The following is an 18,001-nucleotide window of genomic DNA, read 5'->3' as shown; positions in this document are numbered from 1 at the left end:
GCAGGATAGGCCCAGCCCCTCGCCCCCGGATGGCGCCGCGTTAGGTTGGGGGCAAACGCGACGAACGGGGGCTTTTCATGGCGATTCATGCCAGCATCCACCATCTGACCCATTACAAATACGACCGCCCGGTCACGCTGGGCCCGCAGATCATCCGCCTGCGCCCCGCGCCGCAGTCACGCACCAAGGTTCTGTCCCATAGTCTCAAGGTCTCGCCCGGCGGGCATTTCGTGAACCACCAGCAAGACCCCTACGGCAACTGGCTTGCACGCTTCGTCTTTCCCGAGCCGGTGACCGAGTTCCGCATCGAGGTCGATCTGGTGGCCGACATGTCGGTCTACAATCCCTTCGATTTCTTCGTGGAGGACAGTGCCGAGTTCTGGCCCTTCGAATACCCGCGCGATCTGGCCGATGATCTGGTGATCTACCGCACACCCGAACCCGCAGGCCCATTGCTGGAAGCGTTTCTGGCGACGGTTCCGCGGGACAGGGTGCGCACCACCGATTTCCTGGTGGCGCTGAACGCGCAGGTGAACGGTGTCGTCAACTACACCATCCGCATGGAGCCGGGCGTGCAGACGCCCGAGGAAACGCTCCATGCCACATCCGGCTCATGCCGCGATTCAAGCTGGCTGCTGGTGCAGGCCCTGCGCCATCTGGGCTTTGCCGCGCGTTTCGTCTCGGGCTATCTGATCCAGTTGGCGCCGGATGTGAAATCGCTGGACGGCCCGTCGGGCACCGAGGTCGATTTCACCGATCTCCATGCCTGGGTGGAGGTCTATATCCCCGGCGCGGGCTGGATCGGGCTGGACCCGACGAGCGGTCTTCTGACCGGCGAAAGCCATATCCCGCTGGCCGCGACCCCGCACTACCGCAATGCCGCGCCGATCTCGGGCGGCTTCTCGGCGCTGGGCACGCCCGAGGTGAGTTTCGACTTCGATATGCAGGTGCGGCGCGTGGCCGAGCATCCGCGCATCACCAAGCCCTTCAGCGACGAGGCATGGGACCGGCTGAACGAGCTTGGCCGCAAGGTCGATGCGGCGCTGGCCGAGGGCGATGTGCGGCTGACCATGGGGGGGGAACCCACCTTCGTCTCGATCGACGATTTCGAATCCGCCGAATGGAATACCGCCGCCGTCGGGCCGACGAAACGCGACCGTGCCGACACGCTGATCCGCCGCCTGCGCAGCCGCTTCGCGCCGGGCGGTTTCCTGCATTACGGGCAAGGCAAGTGGTATCCGGGTGAAAGCCTGCCGCGCTGGACCTTCTCGCTTTACTGGCGGCGCGACGGCAAGCCCGTTTGGCAAAACCCCGATCTGGTGGCCCGCGAGGCGCAGGATTACCGCGTCGGCGCCGATGAGGCCGGGCGCTTCATGGAAGGCTTCGCCGAAAAGCTGGGGATTTCCCCCGAACACGCGCAGCCGGCCTATGAAGATCCGGCGGAATGGATTCTGAAAGAAGCCAATCTGCCGCCGAATGTCAGCCCGGAAAACAGCAAGCTGAAGGATGCCGAGGAACGCTCGCGTTTCGCGCGGGTCTTTTCGCGCGGGTTGACCGAGCCGTCGGGCTTTGTGCTGCCGCTTCAGCGCTGGCAGGCGCAGGCGCAGGGTCCGCGCTGGCGGTCCGAGATGTGGAAACCCCGGCGCGGGCATCTGTTTCTGATCCCCGGCGACAGCCCGGTGGGCTATCGCCTGCCGCTGGCGGGGCTGCCCTATATCCCGCCAGCACAATATCCCTACAGCTATCCGGCCGATACCTCGATCCCGCTGGCGCCCCTGCCCGATTTCCATGCGACACTTGCCGCGCGGCGCGCCGAGGTGCAGGCCGAGATTGACAGGCTCGCGGCGGAAGAGGCCGAGATGGCCGCGACACTGCCCCCGGTTTCTGACGGGCATCAACAACCGGGCGCGGTGAAGCCGGCAGAGCCGCGTCGCCAGCGCATCGCACTGCAAGGAGGCGTCGACCCGGCGCAAGGCTGGGTACGCACCGCCATCGCCATCGAGCCGCGCGACGGGCGGCTGTGTCTGTTCATGCCTCCCTGCGAGACGCTGGAGGATTACCTCGAACTGCTGGCCACCGCCGAGGCGACGGCGGCCGACCTGAACCTGCCGGTTCATATCGAAGGATATGCCCCGCCGCATGATCCGCGTCTGAACGTGATCCGCGTCGCCCCCGACCCCGGCGTGATCGAAGTGAACATCCATCCTGCCCACAGCTGGGAGGATTGCGTCGCCACCACCGAGGCGATCTATGACGAGGCACGGCAAAGCCGCCTTGGCGCCGACAAGTTCATGATCGACGGACGCCATACCGGCACCGGCGGTGGCAACCATGTGGTTGTCGGCGGCGCGACGATGGACGACAGCCCCTTCCTGCGCCGCCCCGACCTGCTTAAATCGCTGATCCTGATCTGGCAGCGCCACCCGTCGCTGAGCTATCTGTTCTCGGGCCTGTTCATCGGCCCGACCAGCCAGGCGCCGCGCATCGACGAGGCCCGGCACGACAGCCTTTACGAGCTGGAAATCGCGCTGAGCCAGATTGGCGATCCGGTTGCGGGCGGGCCGCTGCCGCCGCCCTGGCTGGTGGACCGGCTGCTGCGCAACATCCTGATCGACGTGACCGGCAACACCCACCGGGCGGAAATCTGTATCGACAAGCTCTATTCCCCCGACGGCCCGACCGGGCGGCTGGGGTTGGTGGAATTCCGCGGCTTTGAAATGCCGCCGCATCCGCGCATGAACCTTGCTCAGCAACTTTTGATCCGCGCCATCATCGCGCGCTGCTGGAAAGCGCCGGTCAAAGGCAAGCCGGTGCGCTGGGGCACCGTGCTGCATGACCGCTTCATGCTGCCGCATTTCATCTGGCAGGATTTTCTCAGCCTGCTGGATGATCTGGCGGAACATGGCTTCAAGCTTGATCCCGTGTGGTATCAGGCGCAGGCCGAGTTCCGCTTCCCCTTCTGCGGGCAGGTCGAGGTCGCCAGCGACTTCGGCGCGGTGCATCTGGAATTGCGGCAGGCGCTGGAGCCGTGGCATGTTCTGGGCGAGACCGGCGCCATCGGCGGCACGGTGCGCTATACCGACAGTTCAGTCGAACGCTTGCAGGTGAAGATGACGACGCTGACGCAAGACCGCTTCCGCGTGATGTGCAACGGCCGTCCCGTGCCGCTGACCCGCACCGGCACCAGTGGCGAAAGCGTGGGCGGCGTGCGCTTCAAGGCCTGGCAACCGGCAGCGGCCCTGCACCCGGTGCTGCCGGTGAACGCGCCGCTGACCTTCGACCTCTATGACGACTGGACGGGCCGCGCCGTGGGTGGCTGCGTCTATCACGTCGCGCATCCGGGCGGACGGAACTACGATACCTTCCCGGTCAATGGGTATGAGGCCGAGGCCCGCCGTCTGGCGCGGTTCGAGGCGCATGGCCATGCGCCGGGCGCCTATACCCCTGCAACCGAACAGCCGCATCCCGAGTTTCCGATGACGCTGGACCTGCGGCGCGGGCCTTGGGTGTAATCTGACCCTGTGCAGAATGTGAGAGTGCGACCTTGGCTGACCTGCCTCCCCCGACCGACCTGACAGGTGGCTACGCACCGCTGCCCGGCGCTGCGGACGAATTGTTTGCAGCGGATGGAAGCCCGCGCCCGGTCTGGGCGCCGCTTCTCGACTGGCTGGGCGCCCGCCCGGCCGAGGAAATCGCGGAACGCACAGCGCGCGGGGATCAGTATCTGCGCGATGCCGGGGTCTATTTCCGGCTTTACGCCAATGATCCGGGGCAGGAACGGGAATGGCCGCTGAGCCATCTTCCGGTGCTGCTGTCCGAAACCGACTGGGGGCAGCTCTGCACCGGGCTGACACAGCGCGCCGAACTGCTTGAGGCCGTGATGGCCGATCTTTACGGCCCCGGCAGGCTGGTGCGGGACGGCCACCTGCCCGCCGATCTGGTGGCGCGCAATCCGCACTGGCTGCGCCCTCTGGTGGGCATTCCGCCCCGCTCGGGCCATTTCCTGCACCATCTGGCCTTCGAGATCGGACGCTCCCCCGACGGGTCGTTCTTCGTGCTGGGCGACCGGACGCAGGCGCCCTCAGGCGCCGGGTTCGCCCTGGAAAACCGCATGGCCACCACGCGGATGTTTTCCGATTTCGTGCCGCGCAGCCATGTGCTGCGACTGGCCGGCTTCTTCCGCGCCTTCCGCGCTGCGCTGGAGGCACAGGCCGGCCCCGGCCGCCGCGCCGCGATTCTCAGCCCCGGCCCCAGCAACGACACCTATTACGAACATACCTACATCGCCCGCTACCTCGGCCTCATGCTGCTGGAAGGTGAGGATCTGATTGTGCGCGACGGTCAGGCCATGGTGCGCACCGTCACCGGGCTGGAGCCGGTGGGCGCGCTCTGGCGACGGATCGACAGCGAATTTGCCGATCCGCTGGAGCTGAACGAAAGCTCGCAGATCGGTACTCCGGGCATGATCGAGGCGCTGCGGGCAGGCGGGCTCGGGCTGGTGAATGCGCTGGGATCCGGCGTGCTGGAGGTGCGGGCCATGATGGCCTTCCTGCCCCGTATCAGCGAGGTGCTGACCGGCGCACCGCTCAGCCTGCCGAATATTGCGACATGGTGGTGCGGCCAGCCGGCGGAGCGAGATTTCGTGCTGGAAAACGCGGCGCGGCTGATGATCGGCCCGGCGCTGGATGCCGCTCTGCCCTTCGCAACCGGGGCGGAAACCGCTCTGGGCCCGGCGGAGACCGAGGCGCTGGCCGAGCGGCTGGCACGCGAGGGCGCCGATCTGGTCGGGCAGGAGGCGGTGACACTTTCGACAACCCCGGCCCTGCACGAAGGCCGCCTCGTGCCCCGGCCAATGACGCTGCGCGTCTTTGCTGCCCGGACGCCCGATGGCTGGACCTTCATGCCCGGCGGCTATGCCCGGATCGGCAAGACCGCCGATACCAAGGCGCTGGCCATGCAGGCGGGGGGATCGGTCGCAGATGTCTGGGTGGTGGCGGATGCGCCCGTGCCCGATGACACGCTGGTCCCGCCTGAAATCGTGCCGCGCGCCACGGCGGGTGCCCTGCCTTCGCGCGCGGCGGAAAACCTTTACTGGCTGGGCCGCTATGTCGAGCGGGCCGAGGGTGCGATCCGCCTGATCCGCGCCTATCACCTGCGGCTGGCCGAAACCGCCGATCCTGCCGACCCCCGGCTGCAACTGCTGGAAGGTTATCTTGCGGGTCTGGGCCTTGGCCTTGATCAGCCGGTTCCGGAGGCGCTGCCCGGCCTGATCGGCACCGCCCGCGACAGCGCCGCCAAGGTGCGCGACCGTTTCTCGCCCGATGCCTGGTCGGCGCTGAACGATCTGTTCAAATCCGCGGGCCGGCTGACCCGCAAGGTCGGCCCCGGCGCCGATGCGGCGCATGCGATGACGGTTCTGCTGCGCAAAATCTCGGGCTTTTCCGGCCTGGTGCATGAAAACATGTATCACTTCATGGGCTGGCGCTTCCTGTCGCTGGGCCGGGCGCAGGAACGCGCCGATGCCATGCTCATGCTGCTGACCACCTTCGCTGATCCCGCGGCCGCCCCCGGCGCGCTGGAAATCGCCATCGAGGTCGGCGACAGCGTGATGACCCACCAGCGGCGCTATCACTTCGGCCCGGCGCACAGCACGGTGCTGGATCTGCTGATGCTGGATGATAACAACCCCCGCGCCGTGCTGTCGCAGGTGGTGCAGATGCGCCAGCATGTTTCTCAGCTGCCGCATGACCCGACCGAGGATCGCGGCTCGGCCCTCGACCGGGCGCTGCTGATGCTTGACACCGATTTGCGGGTGGCCCAGCCGGAAACCTTGACGACCGAAACCCTGATCGCCCTGCGCGGACGGCTTTACGAGGTCTCCGACCTTCTGACCGCGCGTTATCTGCGGTGATGCAAATGCGTTATGCCATCCGCCTCGTCATCGACTATGACTATCCCGGCGCCTCGGACCATGTGCGCAACATCTTGCGCCTGATGCCCGGCAACGGCCCGGATCAGCAGGTTCTGACCAGCGCGCTGACAATCACCCCCCCGCCTGATGAACGGCGCGACGGGATAGATTTCTTCGGCAATGCCACCACGGCAGTCGCCTGGCACGACCCCGTCGCCACCTGCCGGTTCGACCTGACAGCAGAAGTGGAGCGCGGAGTGCCCGCCCCGCTGACCGACACCTCCCCCTCGCCCGCCGCGCTGGCGGCGGACCTCGCGGCACTGGCCGATATCGGCCCCGCCGCACCGCATCACTTCCGCGCGCCCTCGCCCCGCATCCCGCCCGATGCGGCGGCGGTCGATTTCGCCCGCGCGCATCTGCGCGAGACCACGCTGGCCACGGTTGTCGCCCTTGGCGAGGCCCTGCATGCCGAAATGCGCTTTGATGCGGGCGCGACCGATGCCAATACCGCCCCCGCCCTGGCCTTCGCCAACCGGCATGGCGTCTGTCAGGATTTCGCGCAGGTAATGATCGGCGCGCTGCGCGGGATCGGTATTCCCGCCGCCTATATCTCGGGCTTCCTGCGCACCGATCCGCCGCCGGGTCAGCCGCGCCTGCAAGGGGTGGATGCCATGCACGCCTGGGTGCGGGCCTGGTGCGGTGCGGCGATGGGCTGGGTCGAATATGACCCGACCAATGCCAAACATCCCGGTGACGATTACATCACCGTCGCCGTAGGCCGCGACTATGCCGATGTCGCGCCGGTTCTGGGCGCCATCCGCACCGCAGGCGGTCAGGACAGCCGGCATGCGGTGGATGTGGTCCCGCTTGACACCCCCGCGCCGCCACCCGGTCAGCAGGAGGGGGCGACCTAGACCGGCCCGCCCTGCCGGGAGCGGCATCCGCCGGGTCGCCCTTATGGGAAAGGGGGCCCGAAGGCCCCCTTTCATCAATGCACCCGCACTTCGGCCGGTTTCTCGCGCCGCGAAGCGATGACCCTTTCGCCAAGGATCAGCCCCTCCGGCCCCGCCGTCGCGCTGACGGTCGAGCCGTCCAGCACCTCGCCCGCCAGGATCATCTCGGCCAGCGGATCTTGCAGGTTGCGCTGGATCACCCGCTTCAGCGGCCGGGCGCCGAACACCGGATCGTAACCCTCGTCCGCCAGCCAGGCTTTCGCATCCGCGTCCAGCTCCAGCGCGATCTTGCGCTGCGCCAGCCGTTTTTCCAGACGCCGCAACTGGATCTCGACGATACCGCCCATGTCCGCCCGGTTCAGCCGGTCGAAGATGATCTGCTCGTCCAGACGGTTGAGGAATTCGGGCCGGAAATGCGCCCGGACCGCCTCTTCCACCTGCCGCCGCGCCTCGGTCGGGTCGGCGCCTTCCGGCAGTTCGCTGAGAGACCGCGCCCCGAGGTTCGAGGTCAGGATGATCAGCGTCTGCTTGAAGTCCACCGTCCGGCCCTGCCCGTCGGTCAGGATGCCGTCATCAAGCACCTGCAACAGCACGTTGAACACGTCGGGGTGGGCTTTCTCCACCTCGTCGAACAGCACCACCTGATAGGGCCGGCGCCGCACCGCCTCGGTCAGCACCCCGCCCTCGTCATAGCCGACATAGCCGGGCGGCGCGCCGATCAGCCGCGCGACGGAGTGTTTCTCCATGAATTCGCTCATGTCGATCCGCACCATCGCGTTTTCATCGTCGAACAGATATTCGGCGACGGCCTTGGTCAGTTCGGTCTTGCCCACCCCGGTCGGACCGAGGAACAGGAAGCTGCCGAGCGGGCGGTTTTCGTCGTTCAGACCCGCGCGTGCGCGACGCACCGCATTGGATACCGCGATCACCGCCTGTTTCTGGCCGATCACGCGCTTGCCAAGCTCTTCTTCCATGCGCAGCAGCTTTTCGCGTTCGCCCTCCAGCATCTTGGAGGTCGGGATGCCGGTCCAGCGTTCCACCACTTCGGCGATCTGTTCGGGGCGCACGGCCTCGCTGACAAGCGCCTCGCCCTCGCGGGCTTCGGCCTCGGCCAGTTTCTTCTCCAGCCCCGGAATGATGCCGTAGGACAACTCACCCGCGCGGCCCAGATTGCCTTCGCGTTTCGCCTGATCCAGTTCGGCCCGCGCGCGGTCAAGCTGTTCCTTCAACTCGCGCGAGGCTTCCAGCTTGTCGCGTTCTGCCTGCCATTTGGCGGTCAGCCCGGCCGATTTCTCTTGCAGGTCGGCAAGCTCCATCTCCAGCTTTTCCAGCCGGTCCTTCGACGCCGCGTCATCCTCTTTCTTCAGCGCCTCGGCCTCGATCTGAAGTTGCAGGATCTGACGATCGAGCTGGTCCAGTTCCTCGGGCTTGCTGTCCACTTCCATGCGCAGACGGCTTGCCGCCTCGTCCACAAGGTCGATGGCCTTGTCGGGCAGGAAACGGTCGGTGATGTAGCGATGGCTGAGCGTCGCCGCCGCCACGAGCGCCGAGTCGCTGATCCGCACGCCGTGGTGCAGTTCATACTTCTCCTTGATGCCGCGCAGGATCGAGATGGTGTCTTCCACCGTCGGCTCCTCGACCATGACGGGCTGGAAGCGCCGGGCAAGCGCCGGGTCTTTCTCGACATATTTGCGGTATTCATCCAGCGTGGTTGCGCCGATGCAGTGCAATTCACCCCGCGCCAACGCGGGTTTAATCAGGTTCGCCGCATCCATCGCGCCATCGGATTTGCCCGCGCCGACCAGCGTGTGCATCTCGTCGATGAACAGGATTACCTCGCCTGCGGCCGCCTCGATCTCCTTGAGGATGGCTTTCAGACGCTCCTCGAATTCGCCGCGGTATTTCGCCCCGGCGATCAGCGCGCCCATATCCAGCGCCATCAGCTTCTTGTTGCGCAGGGATTCCGGCACGTCGCCATCGACGATGCGCAGCGCGAGGCCCTCGGCAATCGCAGTTTTACCCACACCCGGCTCCCCGATCAGCACCGGGTTGTTCTTGGTGCGGCGCGACAGAACCTGCATGGCGCGGCGGATTTCCTCGTCGCGGCCGATGATCGGGTCGATCTTGCCCTCGGCAGCGGCCTCGGTCAGGTCGCGCGCGTATTTCTTCAGCGCCTCCATCGTATCCTCGGACGAGGCGCTGTCGGCGGTGCGGCCCTTGCGGATGTCATTGATCGCGGCGTTGAGATTCTGCGCCGTAACGGCGCCCGCCGTCAGCGCATCCTTGGCGCGGGTATTCACAAGCGCCAGCGCGGTCAGAATCCGCTCCACCGGCACGAACGCATCGCCCGCCTTTTTGGCGACCTGTTCAGCCTCGTCCAGCACACGCACCAGCGAGGGGTCAATATAGGTCTGGCCCTCGCCGCCCGAAACCTTGGGCTGCTTGGCGATAGTGGCATTGACCGCCTCGTTCACCCGTTCGGGCGCGCCACCGGCGCGGCGGATCAGGTTGGAGGCAAGACCCTGTTCATCATCCATCAGAGCCTTGAGCAGATGCTCAGGCAGTACACGCTGATGGCTTTCGCGCATTGCAATCGTCTGGGCCGCTTGCAGGAAACCGCGCGACCGTTCCGTGAACTTTTCCATGTTCATCGGCAATTCTCCTTTCAAAAGCGCCGCTTGCGAACACCCTCGGAAGGCATGTCCACGCCGGCCTCAGGCATCAGATGGGCACATGCGCCGCGCTGCGCAAGACGGCTGCGGCCTTCCGGCGCAAAGATTTCCGCAAGCGGGATTCCGCAGGCCCGGCGCAATGGTCATTTCCTTGCCGATGCGCGCGGCAGGTTCCGGCGACATCCGGCGCACAGCCCCCGCGTGCATGCCGCAGCACCTTGCAGAGCCCTGTGCTTCACCGCGATGCTGCCCGCCGCAACCAGAGAAGAGCCCCATGTCGAGCATCACGCGCCCCATCCCGATCCTGCACAAGACCCGCGTGCATGGCCTGGCCCTTCATGTCGGACGCAGTGGCCTGTGCCTGAACGACACCGTGCATCTGCACCCGGCCGACGACGGGCGGCTGATGGTCACCGCCTCGGTGCGGCGGCACATATTGGGGCTGATCCCGCATCGGCGGCAGGTGACGCTGGGCCATCTGGGTCCGCGCGCGGCGACCACGCTGGCACCCTGGCTGGCGGCACCCGACGGTCTGCGGCTGCGCATCGTGGGCCTGACCCCCGAGCATCTGGCCGGGCCGGAGGGGGCGGAGGTGCATGTCTCGGTCTGGGGCGAGCCGCTGCCGCCCCCGGCCTATGTTCCGGCCCCGCCGCTTGCAGGTGCGTAGCGCATAAAGGCGAAGGCGTGGCCATCCGGCGCCCAGCATGGCACGTTGAGACTGCCCTGCCCGCCGAACAGATCGACCAGCCGCCGCCGGTCGCTGCCATCGGGGCGCATGATCCACAGCGAAACGTCAAGGTCGCGCGGGTGCCCCCCGGTCCCCGGTGGATAGGACAGATAGACCACATGCCGCCCGCAGGGCGAAGGGTGCGGGAACCAGTTCACCCGGTCATCGCGGAACACCGGCACGGCATCACGCCCGTCAGCCGCCATCCGCCAGATCTGCGCATGGCCCGTGGCGGTGGAATTGAACCAGATATGGCGCCCGCAGGCGGAATAATCCGGCCCGTCCTGCGTGCCGGGGCCTTCGGTCAGTACACGCTCTGTACCGCTGTCCAGATCGGTTTCCGCGATACGCAACACCCGGTCGCCCCGCGCCACCGCGCAGGCGACACGGCGCGCATGGGCCCCGTGCCACCACGAAGGGCGCCGCTCCACAATCTGTTGCACCCCGCCCCCGGACAGCCGGTAGATACCCGGTCCCTCGTCTGTATGCGCCGTAAAGACGATGCTGCCATCAGGCAGAAAGCCGTGGTCATTGTTGCAGCGCAGCCCCCCGGGCGTGACGATCTGCTCCAGCCCGGTGGCGGAAGCCCGCCACAATCCGCCGTCGCCATTGACCAGGAACCAGCCCTCCGGGTGCCAGTTCGGGGCCTCGATCAGCCTGTCGCTGCGCAGGATCACCCGGCAATCGCCGGTCTGCGGATCGCAGACCTCCAGCGACGACCGCCAGGTCATTCGCGGGTCTTGGGGGTCAGCAGCTTCGCCGGGCGCAACGCCTCGGCCGCCTTGAACAGGCCAAAGGTCTGATTGACGTAGTTCACTGCGCCGCCGATCTGTTCCATGTATTTCTGCAATTCCGGCGTACGCTCAGCTTCAACCACCTGCACCGGGCGGTCGGGGCCATTGCCCTCGAACTGCACATAGAACAGCGGCTCACCGCGCTTGAGGATGATGTCCTTCTGCGGCTCGTGCCATTCGAAAGCCCACATCAGCGGGCGCGGCCAGATGTTCAGCGGGAAGCGCCCGCCGAAGATCGTGCCCGGCAGCGGATCGCGGCGGTAATGCATGAAGGCTGAAAGCTGCGTCACATAGACCAGCTCGTCGGCAATGAAACAATAGGGCAGGATCATCTGGATCGTCGGACGGTCGGGGTAGCGCCATTCCGCCTCGTTCACCAGGGTCAGCACTTCGTTCAGCTTGCTGGGCCGGATGGGCGAGGCCGTGCCCGCACGGTTGATCAGATGCGGCTTGCCTTTCTCATCGCGACCAAAGCCCAGTTGCATGTCGAAAGGGCATTTCACCATGAAATAGCGGCTTTCCAGCTGGATCACGCCGGGGCAGCGGCTGGCCGATTTGGCATGCGTGCGGTTGGTCTGGCGAAAGCTGACACGTTCGGGCGGATCGTAAAGCACGGCGCCCTTGTCGCTGGTCAGGAACCAGCCCACGGTGATCGGGCCGGAACCCGGCCCTTCTTCGGGGCGGTCGAAGGTCATGTTGATCTGCATGGCGTGCCTCGTCTCGGGTTTGGCGGAATCGAACCCCGGCGGGCTTAGCTTGTCAATGCGGCAGCGCGTACAAGCGCGGCCACCAGATCGGCGCGGGTTTCGCGGATTTCAGGCGCGGTAAAGCCGAAAGCAATGGCTGCGGCAGGCGCAGGACGCGGCGTGGCACAGGAAGCGTGCAGTTCACGCAGCCCCAATGCCGTGAAACGCGCGGCATTGGCCGCCGTCACCCCCGAGCCCGCCATGATCGACAACCGCCCCGCGGCAAGGCTTTGCACCTCGGCCAGTGCGGCCAGCCCGTCCTCGGCCCGCAGGGCATGGCCGGAAGTCAGGATGCGGTGGAAGCCAAGAGCGACTGCCATTTCCACGGCCTCGGCCCGGTCCGGCGTCAGATCAAAGCAGCGGTGAAGGGTCAGCCCCATGCCATCCGCCGCCGACACCAGCCGCGCCAGCGCCGCGCGGTGCAGCCGCCCATCGGGGTGCGAGGCACCGAGCACTACCCCTGCCATGCCTGCGGCGCGGGCCGTGGCGATATCGTCGCACATCAGGTCAAGCTCTGCCGCGCTCCAGCAGAAATCCCCGGCGCGGGGGCGGATCATGGCGAAGACCGGCAGGCCGCACCCCGCCGCCTGACGCATCAGCCCGGCGGAGGGCGTGAGGCCGCCCAGTTCCAGCGCCGAGCACAGCTCGATCCGCCCGGCCCCGCCCGAGACGGCGGCGGCGATGCTTTCGGGCGTGGCGGCGCAGACTTCGATCAGCATGGCGCCAGCTCCTGCCAGCCGGCATGGGCTGCCCCCACCAGCCCCGGATCACCGGGCAGCGCCGCAGGTACCACCACCGGACCCGTCGCCTGCCAGAGCCGCCGCGCCGAAACGGCGGCATCCAGCGCCGCCACCAGCCCCGGCGCCCGCGCCAGCCCACCGCCAACCGGCACAGAAGTCGCGCCGACCACGTTCAACACCATGGCCAGTGGCCCGGCCATCACCTCCAGCCACACTGCCACGGTTTCCGAACTCGCCGCATCACCCGCCTGCCAGCCGGTCGTGATCGCCTCGGCGGGCAGCGCCTGGCCATGCAGGTGGCGGTGCAGGCGTTCGATCCCGCGCGCGCCGCCGATGGCGTCCAGACACCCCTCCTGCCCGCAACCACAGGTGAAGCGTGGCAGGGCATGGCCCAGCGGCATACGATCCTGCACAGGCCCGTGGCCCCATTCCCCGGCAAACCCTCCGGCCCCGGTCACAAGCCGCCCGTCGATCACCAGCCCGCCGCCGACGCCAGTGCCAAGGATCACACCGAAGACCGTGCGATGGCCGCGCCCCGCGCCCTCGGCGGCCTCGGCCAGGGCAAAGCAATCGGCATCATTGCCGATCCAGACCGGCAGGCCCAGTGCCGCGCCCAGATCCTCAGCCGGGACGCGGCCATCCAGACAGGGGATATTGGCGACCTTCATTCGCCCCGACACCGGATCGACACAGCCCGCGATGGAAATGGCGATGCCCTGCACCCCCCGGCCCATCGAGGCTATGGCTCCGGCCAGCGTGGCGGTGAACCCTGCCAGATCCTCGCGCGGGGTGCGCATATCCTGTGCAGGACCAAGCCGCCCCGGCGCGGACGAGGCTGCCGCGCGGATCTTCGTGCCACCGATATCGAAAACTGCCAGCATCTGCGCCTCCTGCCCCGCCTTCCTTAGCATTCTCCTGCCGGTGCCGCCCAGCCACCTGTTGACACCCCGCCGCCTTGGCGGCAAACCGCCCCGGACCACCCCGAAAAAAGGAGTATCCGATGAGCGATGACCGTCTGATCGTGGCGCTTGACGTGCCGAATGTCGTGCAGGGCCTCGCGCTGGCTGATCGCCTTGGCGATGCGGTTTCCTTTTACAAGGTCGGGCTGGGGATGCTGACCGGCGGCGGCTTCGCGCTGGCGAACGAGTTGAAACAGGAACGCGGCAAGCGGGTGTTTCTGGATATGAAGCTGTTCGACATCGGCGCCACGGTCGAGGCGGCGGTGCGCGGCATCGCGCAATACGACCTCGATTTCCTGACCGTGCATGGCGACCCGCAGGTGGTGCGCGCAGCGGCCGAGGGGCGGCGCGGCAGCAACACGAAAATCCTTGCGGTGACGGTGCTGACCTCGCTCGACCGGGCCGATCTGGATGCGAACCTAATCGTGCCGGGCGACATCCACGAAATCACGCTGGAACGCGCCGCCCGCGCGCTGGAGGCCGGGGCGGATGGCGTGATCGCCAGCCCGCAGGAGGCCGCGATGATCCGCGCGCTGCCGCAGGCGGCGGGGCGGCTGATCGTGACGCCGGGGGTGCGCCCCGCTGGGGCCGCGCTGGGCGACCAGAAGCGCGTGGCGACCCCGGCGCAAGCCATCGGCGACGGCGCCGATCACATCGTCGTAGGCCGCCCGGTGTGGCAGGCCGACGATCCGGCTGCCGCCGCCCGCGCCGTCATCGCGGAACTGCCCCCGCGCTGAGGCTCAGTAGCCGATCGTCATCATGCCGCGCCGGTGGGCGGGGGTTTCCAGCTCGTCCACCAAAGCCACGGCATAATCCTCGGCGCTGATGCGGCTGTTGCCCTCGGCGTCGGAAATCAGCGTATCGGTGCCCAGTCGGAAGCTGCCCGTCCGCTCGCCCGGCTGGATCAGCCCCGCCGGGGCGAAGAACGTCCAGTCAAGATCCGAGTCGCGCAGACGGTCGCGCACGGCCTTCATGCCGGTCGCCTCGGCCTTGTATTCCTGCGGCAGATGCGGCAGCAGCGGGCTGCCATCAGGCAGGTTGAGCGATCCGGCACCGCCAACCAGCACCAGACGCTTGCCACTTGCCTTTGCCGCCTGCATCACCGCCGCACCGATCTGGCCCATCTCGGCCACCGCATCGCCGGTGCTGCGCGGCGAGGCGGCGGCGACAATTACATCCGCCTGCGCAGCCTGCGCGGCCAGTCCTTCGGGATCAGCGGTATCCACCGCCACGGGATGCACCTGCGCCGAAGCCGCAATGCGTTCTGGCCGCCGCGCCCCTGCGATCACCTCATGCCCGCGCGCTACGGCTTCGGCCAGAATACGCGAGCCGATCATGCCGCTTGCGCCAATCAGAAAGATCTTCATTGCCTGTTTCCTTGCATTCAGGTTACGATAAGTAACCAGATACGGCCCGATCCGGTCTGCGGGAAGACGCATTCTTTCGTCACATGGTAACACCGGGGGAACCGCCATGCCGCCACGCGACCTTAGCAACCAGCCCTGCCCGATCCGGGATGTGCTGGACCGGATCGGCGATGCCTGGTCCTTGCTGGTGCTTCTGGAACTCTCGAATGGCCCCTGCCGGTTCAACGCCTTGCGGCGGGTCGTTGACGGGATTTCGCAACGCATGCTGTCGGTGACCCTGCGGCAGCTGGAGCGGGACGGGCTGATCACCCGCACCGTTCTGCCCCTGTCGCCGCCTCAGGTGGAATATGCGGTCACGGATCTGGGCACGGGTCTGATTTCGCGGCTGGAGCCTTTGCGCGACTGGGCGGCGACGCATCAGCCTGCCGTCTGGGAATCGCGCGCCCGTTACGATGCGCGTCAGGCCGCACCCGTTGCGGAGGGCGCGGCCTGACAGGGCCTTTTGCTGGCTCTGCCCGCAACCTTAGTTCCCGGCAGGAGCTTCGGTCGCCGGAGCAGCATTTTCAGCCGGGGCGGCGTTCTCGGCCGGAGCGGGTACTTCCGCGGGAGCCGGATTCTGAATGGTCAGGTTCACATCCCCGCCCTGCGATGCCGGAGCGGTGGAAGGGTTGCTGGTCGGCTCGCCCAGAGCGAACCAGAGAATAGCCAGAACTGCCACCACGCCGCCGAGTACGAACAGCATGAAGCCGGTGGCAAAACCACGGTTTTCAGAGGTATGAATATGGGTCGTCCGAGGCGAGACCTCGCGCATGTTGTTGTCGGTCATGATGTTTTCCCTTGCTTGGGTTTCTGGACAATCAACGTCACTGGCGCGCGACAGGTTCCCTTTCAGCGTCCGCACTATCCGGGCCGGGCCGGTTCCTGCGGCGCGCGGCGCATCATCGCGCCCTCCGTGAGACCAGGCAGGCAATGGCCTCTCCGGCCGCAGTTGCGGTTGATTTTCGCGGCCCGATGGGTGAAATGGTCGAATGTCATTGCGTATGCAGGCCCTGCTCGTCCATCTGTTCACCGCCACCGGCGCCGTTCTGGCCATGCTGGCCATGCTGGCTGCCGTCGATGGCAAATGGGATCTCATGTTCCTGTGGCTGGTGGTGGCGCTGTTCGTCGACGGGGTCGATGGCCCACTGGCGCGCAAATACGACGTGAAGCACAACTGGCCCACCTATGACGGGGTGCTGCTGGATCTGATCATCGACTACCTGACCTATGTGTTCATCCCTGCTTTCGCCCTGTTCAAATCCGGGCTGCTGCCGGGCTGGACCGGCTGGCTGGCGATCATCGTCATCACCTATGGCTCGGTCGTCTATTTCGTCGATACGCGGATGAAGACGAAAGATTACTCCTTCGCCGGCTTCCCCGCCTGCTGGAACATGTTCGTTCTGGTGATGTTTGCGGTGCGTCCGGGCGAGGGCACCATCCTCGTCTTCGTCATTGCGCTGACCATTGCGATGTTCACCAACCTGAAATTCGTCCACCCCACCCGGACGCAGCGCTGGCGCGAGATCACCTTGCCGATGTCGCTGGCATGGACCTTCTTTGCCGGCTGGGCGGCCTGGGTCGATTTTCACCCGGCCAGCTGGGCGCATTACGGATTGCTGCTGACCTCGCTTTACCTGACCTTCGCGGGTATCGCGCAGCAGATCATCCCGGAACGCGGCGCGCGCCGGATTTCCTAAAGCCGCGTCACGATCACCCCGGCCACGATCATCAGCGCGGCAATCGCCTTGTCGCGGGTCATCCGCTCGCCAAAGGCCAGCCATCCGATCAGCACTGCAAACAGGATCGAGGTTTCGCGCAAGGCCGCCACCACGGCGATGGGCGCCACCGTCATGGCCCAGATCGAGATGGCATATGACCCGTAAGAAGCCAGCGACGCAAAGCTGCCCACCACCCAGGCGCGGGGCGCACGGGGCAGGACGGCGGTGCCGCGCAGCGCAAGGCTGCCCAACGTGAAGATCAGCCCGTCTGCCACGAAGACCCAGGCGACATAGCTGATCGCATCGCCCGAAATCCGAGCACCCAGCCCGTCGAGCAGCGTATAGGTTGCCGTCGCCATGGCAGAGCCAAAGGCGAAGGGCAGCAACCGGCGGCTTTCGCCATCTGTAAAGACGCCCCGCGCCATCAGGCCAATTCCCCCCGCCAGGAGCGCGATGCCCGCATACTGCGGGCCGGTCACCTGATCCGACAAGGCCACCGCCCCCACCAGCGCCACGATCATCGGTGCCGCCCCACGCGCGATAGGATAGACGCGCGACAGATCGCCCCGGTCATAGGCCAGGGTCAGAAAGGTCTTGTAGAAGAAATGCGTGCAGGCAGCCCCGATCACCCAGGGCCAGGCCTCCGCCGCGATGGCGGGGCGCGGCAGGGCGATGGCCAGCCCAATGGGGATTTCCGCCACAGACAGGATGACCATGGCCCCGATCTTCGAGGTGCCCAGCTTGATCAGCGCATTCCACAGCGCATGCAGAAAGGCCGCGCCCAGAACCGCCAGAAGAACGCCAATGCTCACGCCTGCCTCCGTTTCCCTGCCTTGGCTTAGGCCGGGGCGGAAGTGGCTTCAATCAGGTTTGCGACAGATTTGTGACGGTGCGGGCGATCAGATCAGCAATCCGGCGGCCCCTTCGAAGCGCAGCAGCGCCACCTTGGTTTCCACCCCGCCGGGGGCAGAAAAGCCGCCCAGCGTGTTGCGCCCCAGAACCCGGTGGCAGGGAATGAGGATCGGCAGCGGATTGGCGCCGCAGGCCTGTCCAACCGCCTGCGCGGGAGCCCCGATCTCCAGAGCAATCTCCCCATAGGTGCGGGTTTCGCCCAGCGGAATGGCAGCCATGGCACGGCGCACCTGCGCATGAATCCCCTGCCCCCAGTCCAGAGGCAGATCGAAGATCACGCGCTTGCCATCGAAATATTCGGCAAGCTGGCGCAAGCCCTCGGCCACCAGCGGCGTAGCGGTATCCTGCCCCGGCCGCCAGTCCAGCGCCACCAGAATACCGTCGCGCTCGCGCAGAGAGAGGGGGCCGAAGGGGCTGTGCAAGGTCGTATCCATCCGCTGAACATGGCATCGGCGGGCGTCAA

The 18,001-nt window shown here is 66.7% G+C and carries 16 protein-coding genes; 7 read left to right on the top strand and 9 right to left on the bottom strand.

Annotated elements, in window-relative coordinates; genetic code table 11:
* Positions 1–77 precede the first annotated feature (77 nt).
* From C8N34_RS08860 to C8N34_RS08850, 3 genes are read left to right on the top strand one after another with little or no spacing between them, the layout of a single operon-like run.
* Entirely contained in the window at positions 78–3,512 is a 3,435-nt protein-coding gene (locus C8N34_RS08860) for a transglutaminase family protein (RefSeq protein ID WP_108128533.1), read from the top strand.
* Between the two features lie 32 nt (positions 3,513–3,544).
* A complete protein-coding gene (locus tag C8N34_RS08855) occupies positions 3,545–5,911 on the top strand; it encodes a circularly permuted type 2 ATP-grasp protein (RefSeq protein ID WP_108128532.1) in 2,367 nt (788 codons plus the stop codon).
* Positions 5,912–5,916: 5 nt separating this feature from the next.
* On the top strand, positions 5,917–6,825 hold the full coding sequence (locus tag C8N34_RS08850; RefSeq protein ID WP_108128531.1) for a transglutaminase family protein: 909 nt from the start codon (positions 5,917–5,919) through the stop codon (positions 6,823–6,825).
* A gap of 74 nt (positions 6,826–6,899) precedes the next feature.
* Here the strand turns inward: C8N34_RS08850 and clpB are convergent, their stop codons facing one another.
* A complete protein-coding gene (clpB, locus tag C8N34_RS08845; RefSeq protein ID WP_108128530.1) occupies positions 6,900–9,515 on the bottom strand; it encodes an ATP-dependent chaperone ClpB in 2,616 nt (871 codons plus the stop codon).
* A 295-nt stretch (positions 9,516–9,810) separates the two neighbouring features.
* Here clpB and C8N34_RS08840 point away from each other — a divergent pair, with 295 nt between their 5' ends.
* Positions 9,811–10,203 (top strand): hypothetical protein, encoded by a 393-nt coding sequence (locus C8N34_RS08840; protein ID WP_054302544.1) that lies wholly within the window; start codon positions 9,811–9,813, stop codon positions 10,201–10,203.
* On the opposite strand, the gene C8N34_RS08835 is transcribed toward C8N34_RS08840, so the two are convergent.
* From C8N34_RS08835 to C8N34_RS08820, 4 genes are read right to left on the bottom strand one after another with little or no spacing between them, the layout of a single operon-like run.
* Positions 10,170–10,994, bottom strand: coding sequence for a TolB family protein (locus tag C8N34_RS08835; RefSeq protein WP_054302545.1), 825 nt, complete (start codon positions 10,992–10,994; stop codon positions 10,170–10,172). The genes C8N34_RS08840 and C8N34_RS08835 overlap by 34 nt on opposite strands.
* The gene (locus C8N34_RS08830) at positions 10,991–11,764 is read right to left on the bottom strand and encodes a hypothetical protein (RefSeq protein WP_054302546.1); all 774 of its coding nucleotides are present in this window, start codon (positions 11,762–11,764) and stop codon (positions 10,991–10,993) included. Before C8N34_RS08830 ends, C8N34_RS08835 begins: the two co-directional genes overlap by 4 nt.
* 44 nt (positions 11,765–11,808) lie before the next feature.
* Positions 11,809–12,522, bottom strand: coding sequence for a copper homeostasis protein CutC (locus C8N34_RS08825; RefSeq protein WP_108128529.1), 714 nt, complete (start codon positions 12,520–12,522; stop codon positions 11,809–11,811).
* Positions 12,516–13,424 carry an ROK family protein gene (locus C8N34_RS08820; protein ID WP_108128528.1) on the bottom strand — a complete coding sequence of 303 codons (909 nt, stop codon included), beginning with the start codon at positions 13,422–13,424 and terminating at the stop codon, positions 12,516–12,518. Before C8N34_RS08820 ends, C8N34_RS08825 begins: the two co-directional genes overlap by 7 nt.
* 119 nt (positions 13,425–13,543) lie before the next feature.
* Between C8N34_RS08820 and pyrF the strand changes: the two genes are divergently transcribed.
* On the top strand, positions 13,544–14,239 hold the full coding sequence (gene pyrF / locus C8N34_RS08815; RefSeq protein ID WP_054302549.1) for an orotidine-5'-phosphate decarboxylase: 696 nt from the start codon (positions 13,544–13,546) through the stop codon (positions 14,237–14,239).
* Between the two features lie 3 nt (positions 14,240–14,242).
* On the opposite strand, the gene C8N34_RS08810 is transcribed toward pyrF, so the two are convergent.
* Complete coding sequence (locus C8N34_RS08810; protein WP_054302550.1) at positions 14,243–14,869, bottom strand: NAD(P)-dependent oxidoreductase; 627 nt, start codon at positions 14,867–14,869, stop codon at positions 14,243–14,245.
* 106 nt (positions 14,870–14,975) lie between these two features.
* Here C8N34_RS08810 and C8N34_RS08805 point away from each other — a divergent pair, with 106 nt between their 5' ends.
* Positions 14,976–15,362, top strand: coding sequence for a winged helix-turn-helix transcriptional regulator (locus C8N34_RS08805; RefSeq protein ID WP_108128527.1), 387 nt, complete (start codon positions 14,976–14,978; stop codon positions 15,360–15,362).
* Between the two features lie 30 nt (positions 15,363–15,392).
* On the opposite strand, the gene C8N34_RS26650 is transcribed toward C8N34_RS08805, so the two are convergent.
* A complete protein-coding gene (locus tag C8N34_RS26650) occupies positions 15,393–15,695 on the bottom strand; it encodes a hypothetical protein (protein ID WP_108128526.1) in 303 nt (100 codons plus the stop codon).
* A 202-nt stretch (positions 15,696–15,897) separates the two neighbouring features.
* Between C8N34_RS26650 and C8N34_RS08795 the strand changes: the two genes are divergently transcribed.
* Positions 15,898–16,605 carry a CDP-alcohol phosphatidyltransferase family protein gene (locus C8N34_RS08795; protein WP_108128525.1) on the top strand — a complete coding sequence of 236 codons (708 nt, stop codon included), beginning with the start codon at positions 15,898–15,900 and terminating at the stop codon, positions 16,603–16,605.
* Here the strand turns inward: C8N34_RS08795 and C8N34_RS08790 are convergent.
* Both C8N34_RS08790 and C8N34_RS08785 read right to left on the bottom strand, forming a co-directional pair.
* Complete coding sequence (locus tag C8N34_RS08790; protein ID WP_054302554.1) at positions 16,602–17,438, bottom strand: DMT family transporter; 837 nt, start codon at positions 17,436–17,438, stop codon at positions 16,602–16,604. The genes C8N34_RS08795 and C8N34_RS08790 overlap by 4 nt on opposite strands.
* 87 nt (positions 17,439–17,525) lie before the next feature.
* A complete protein-coding gene (locus C8N34_RS08785) occupies positions 17,526–17,972 on the bottom strand; it encodes a methylated-DNA--[protein]-cysteine S-methyltransferase (RefSeq protein WP_054302555.1) in 447 nt (148 codons plus the stop codon).
* Positions 17,973–18,001 lie beyond the last annotated feature (29 nt).

Origin of the sequence: Gemmobacter caeni (assembly GCF_003054195.1) — a bacterium.
GTDB classification, from domain to species: Bacteria; Pseudomonadota; Alphaproteobacteria; order Rhodobacterales; family Rhodobacteraceae; genus Gemmobacter; species Gemmobacter caeni.
This window is presented reverse-complemented; position numbering and strand designations above follow the sequence as displayed.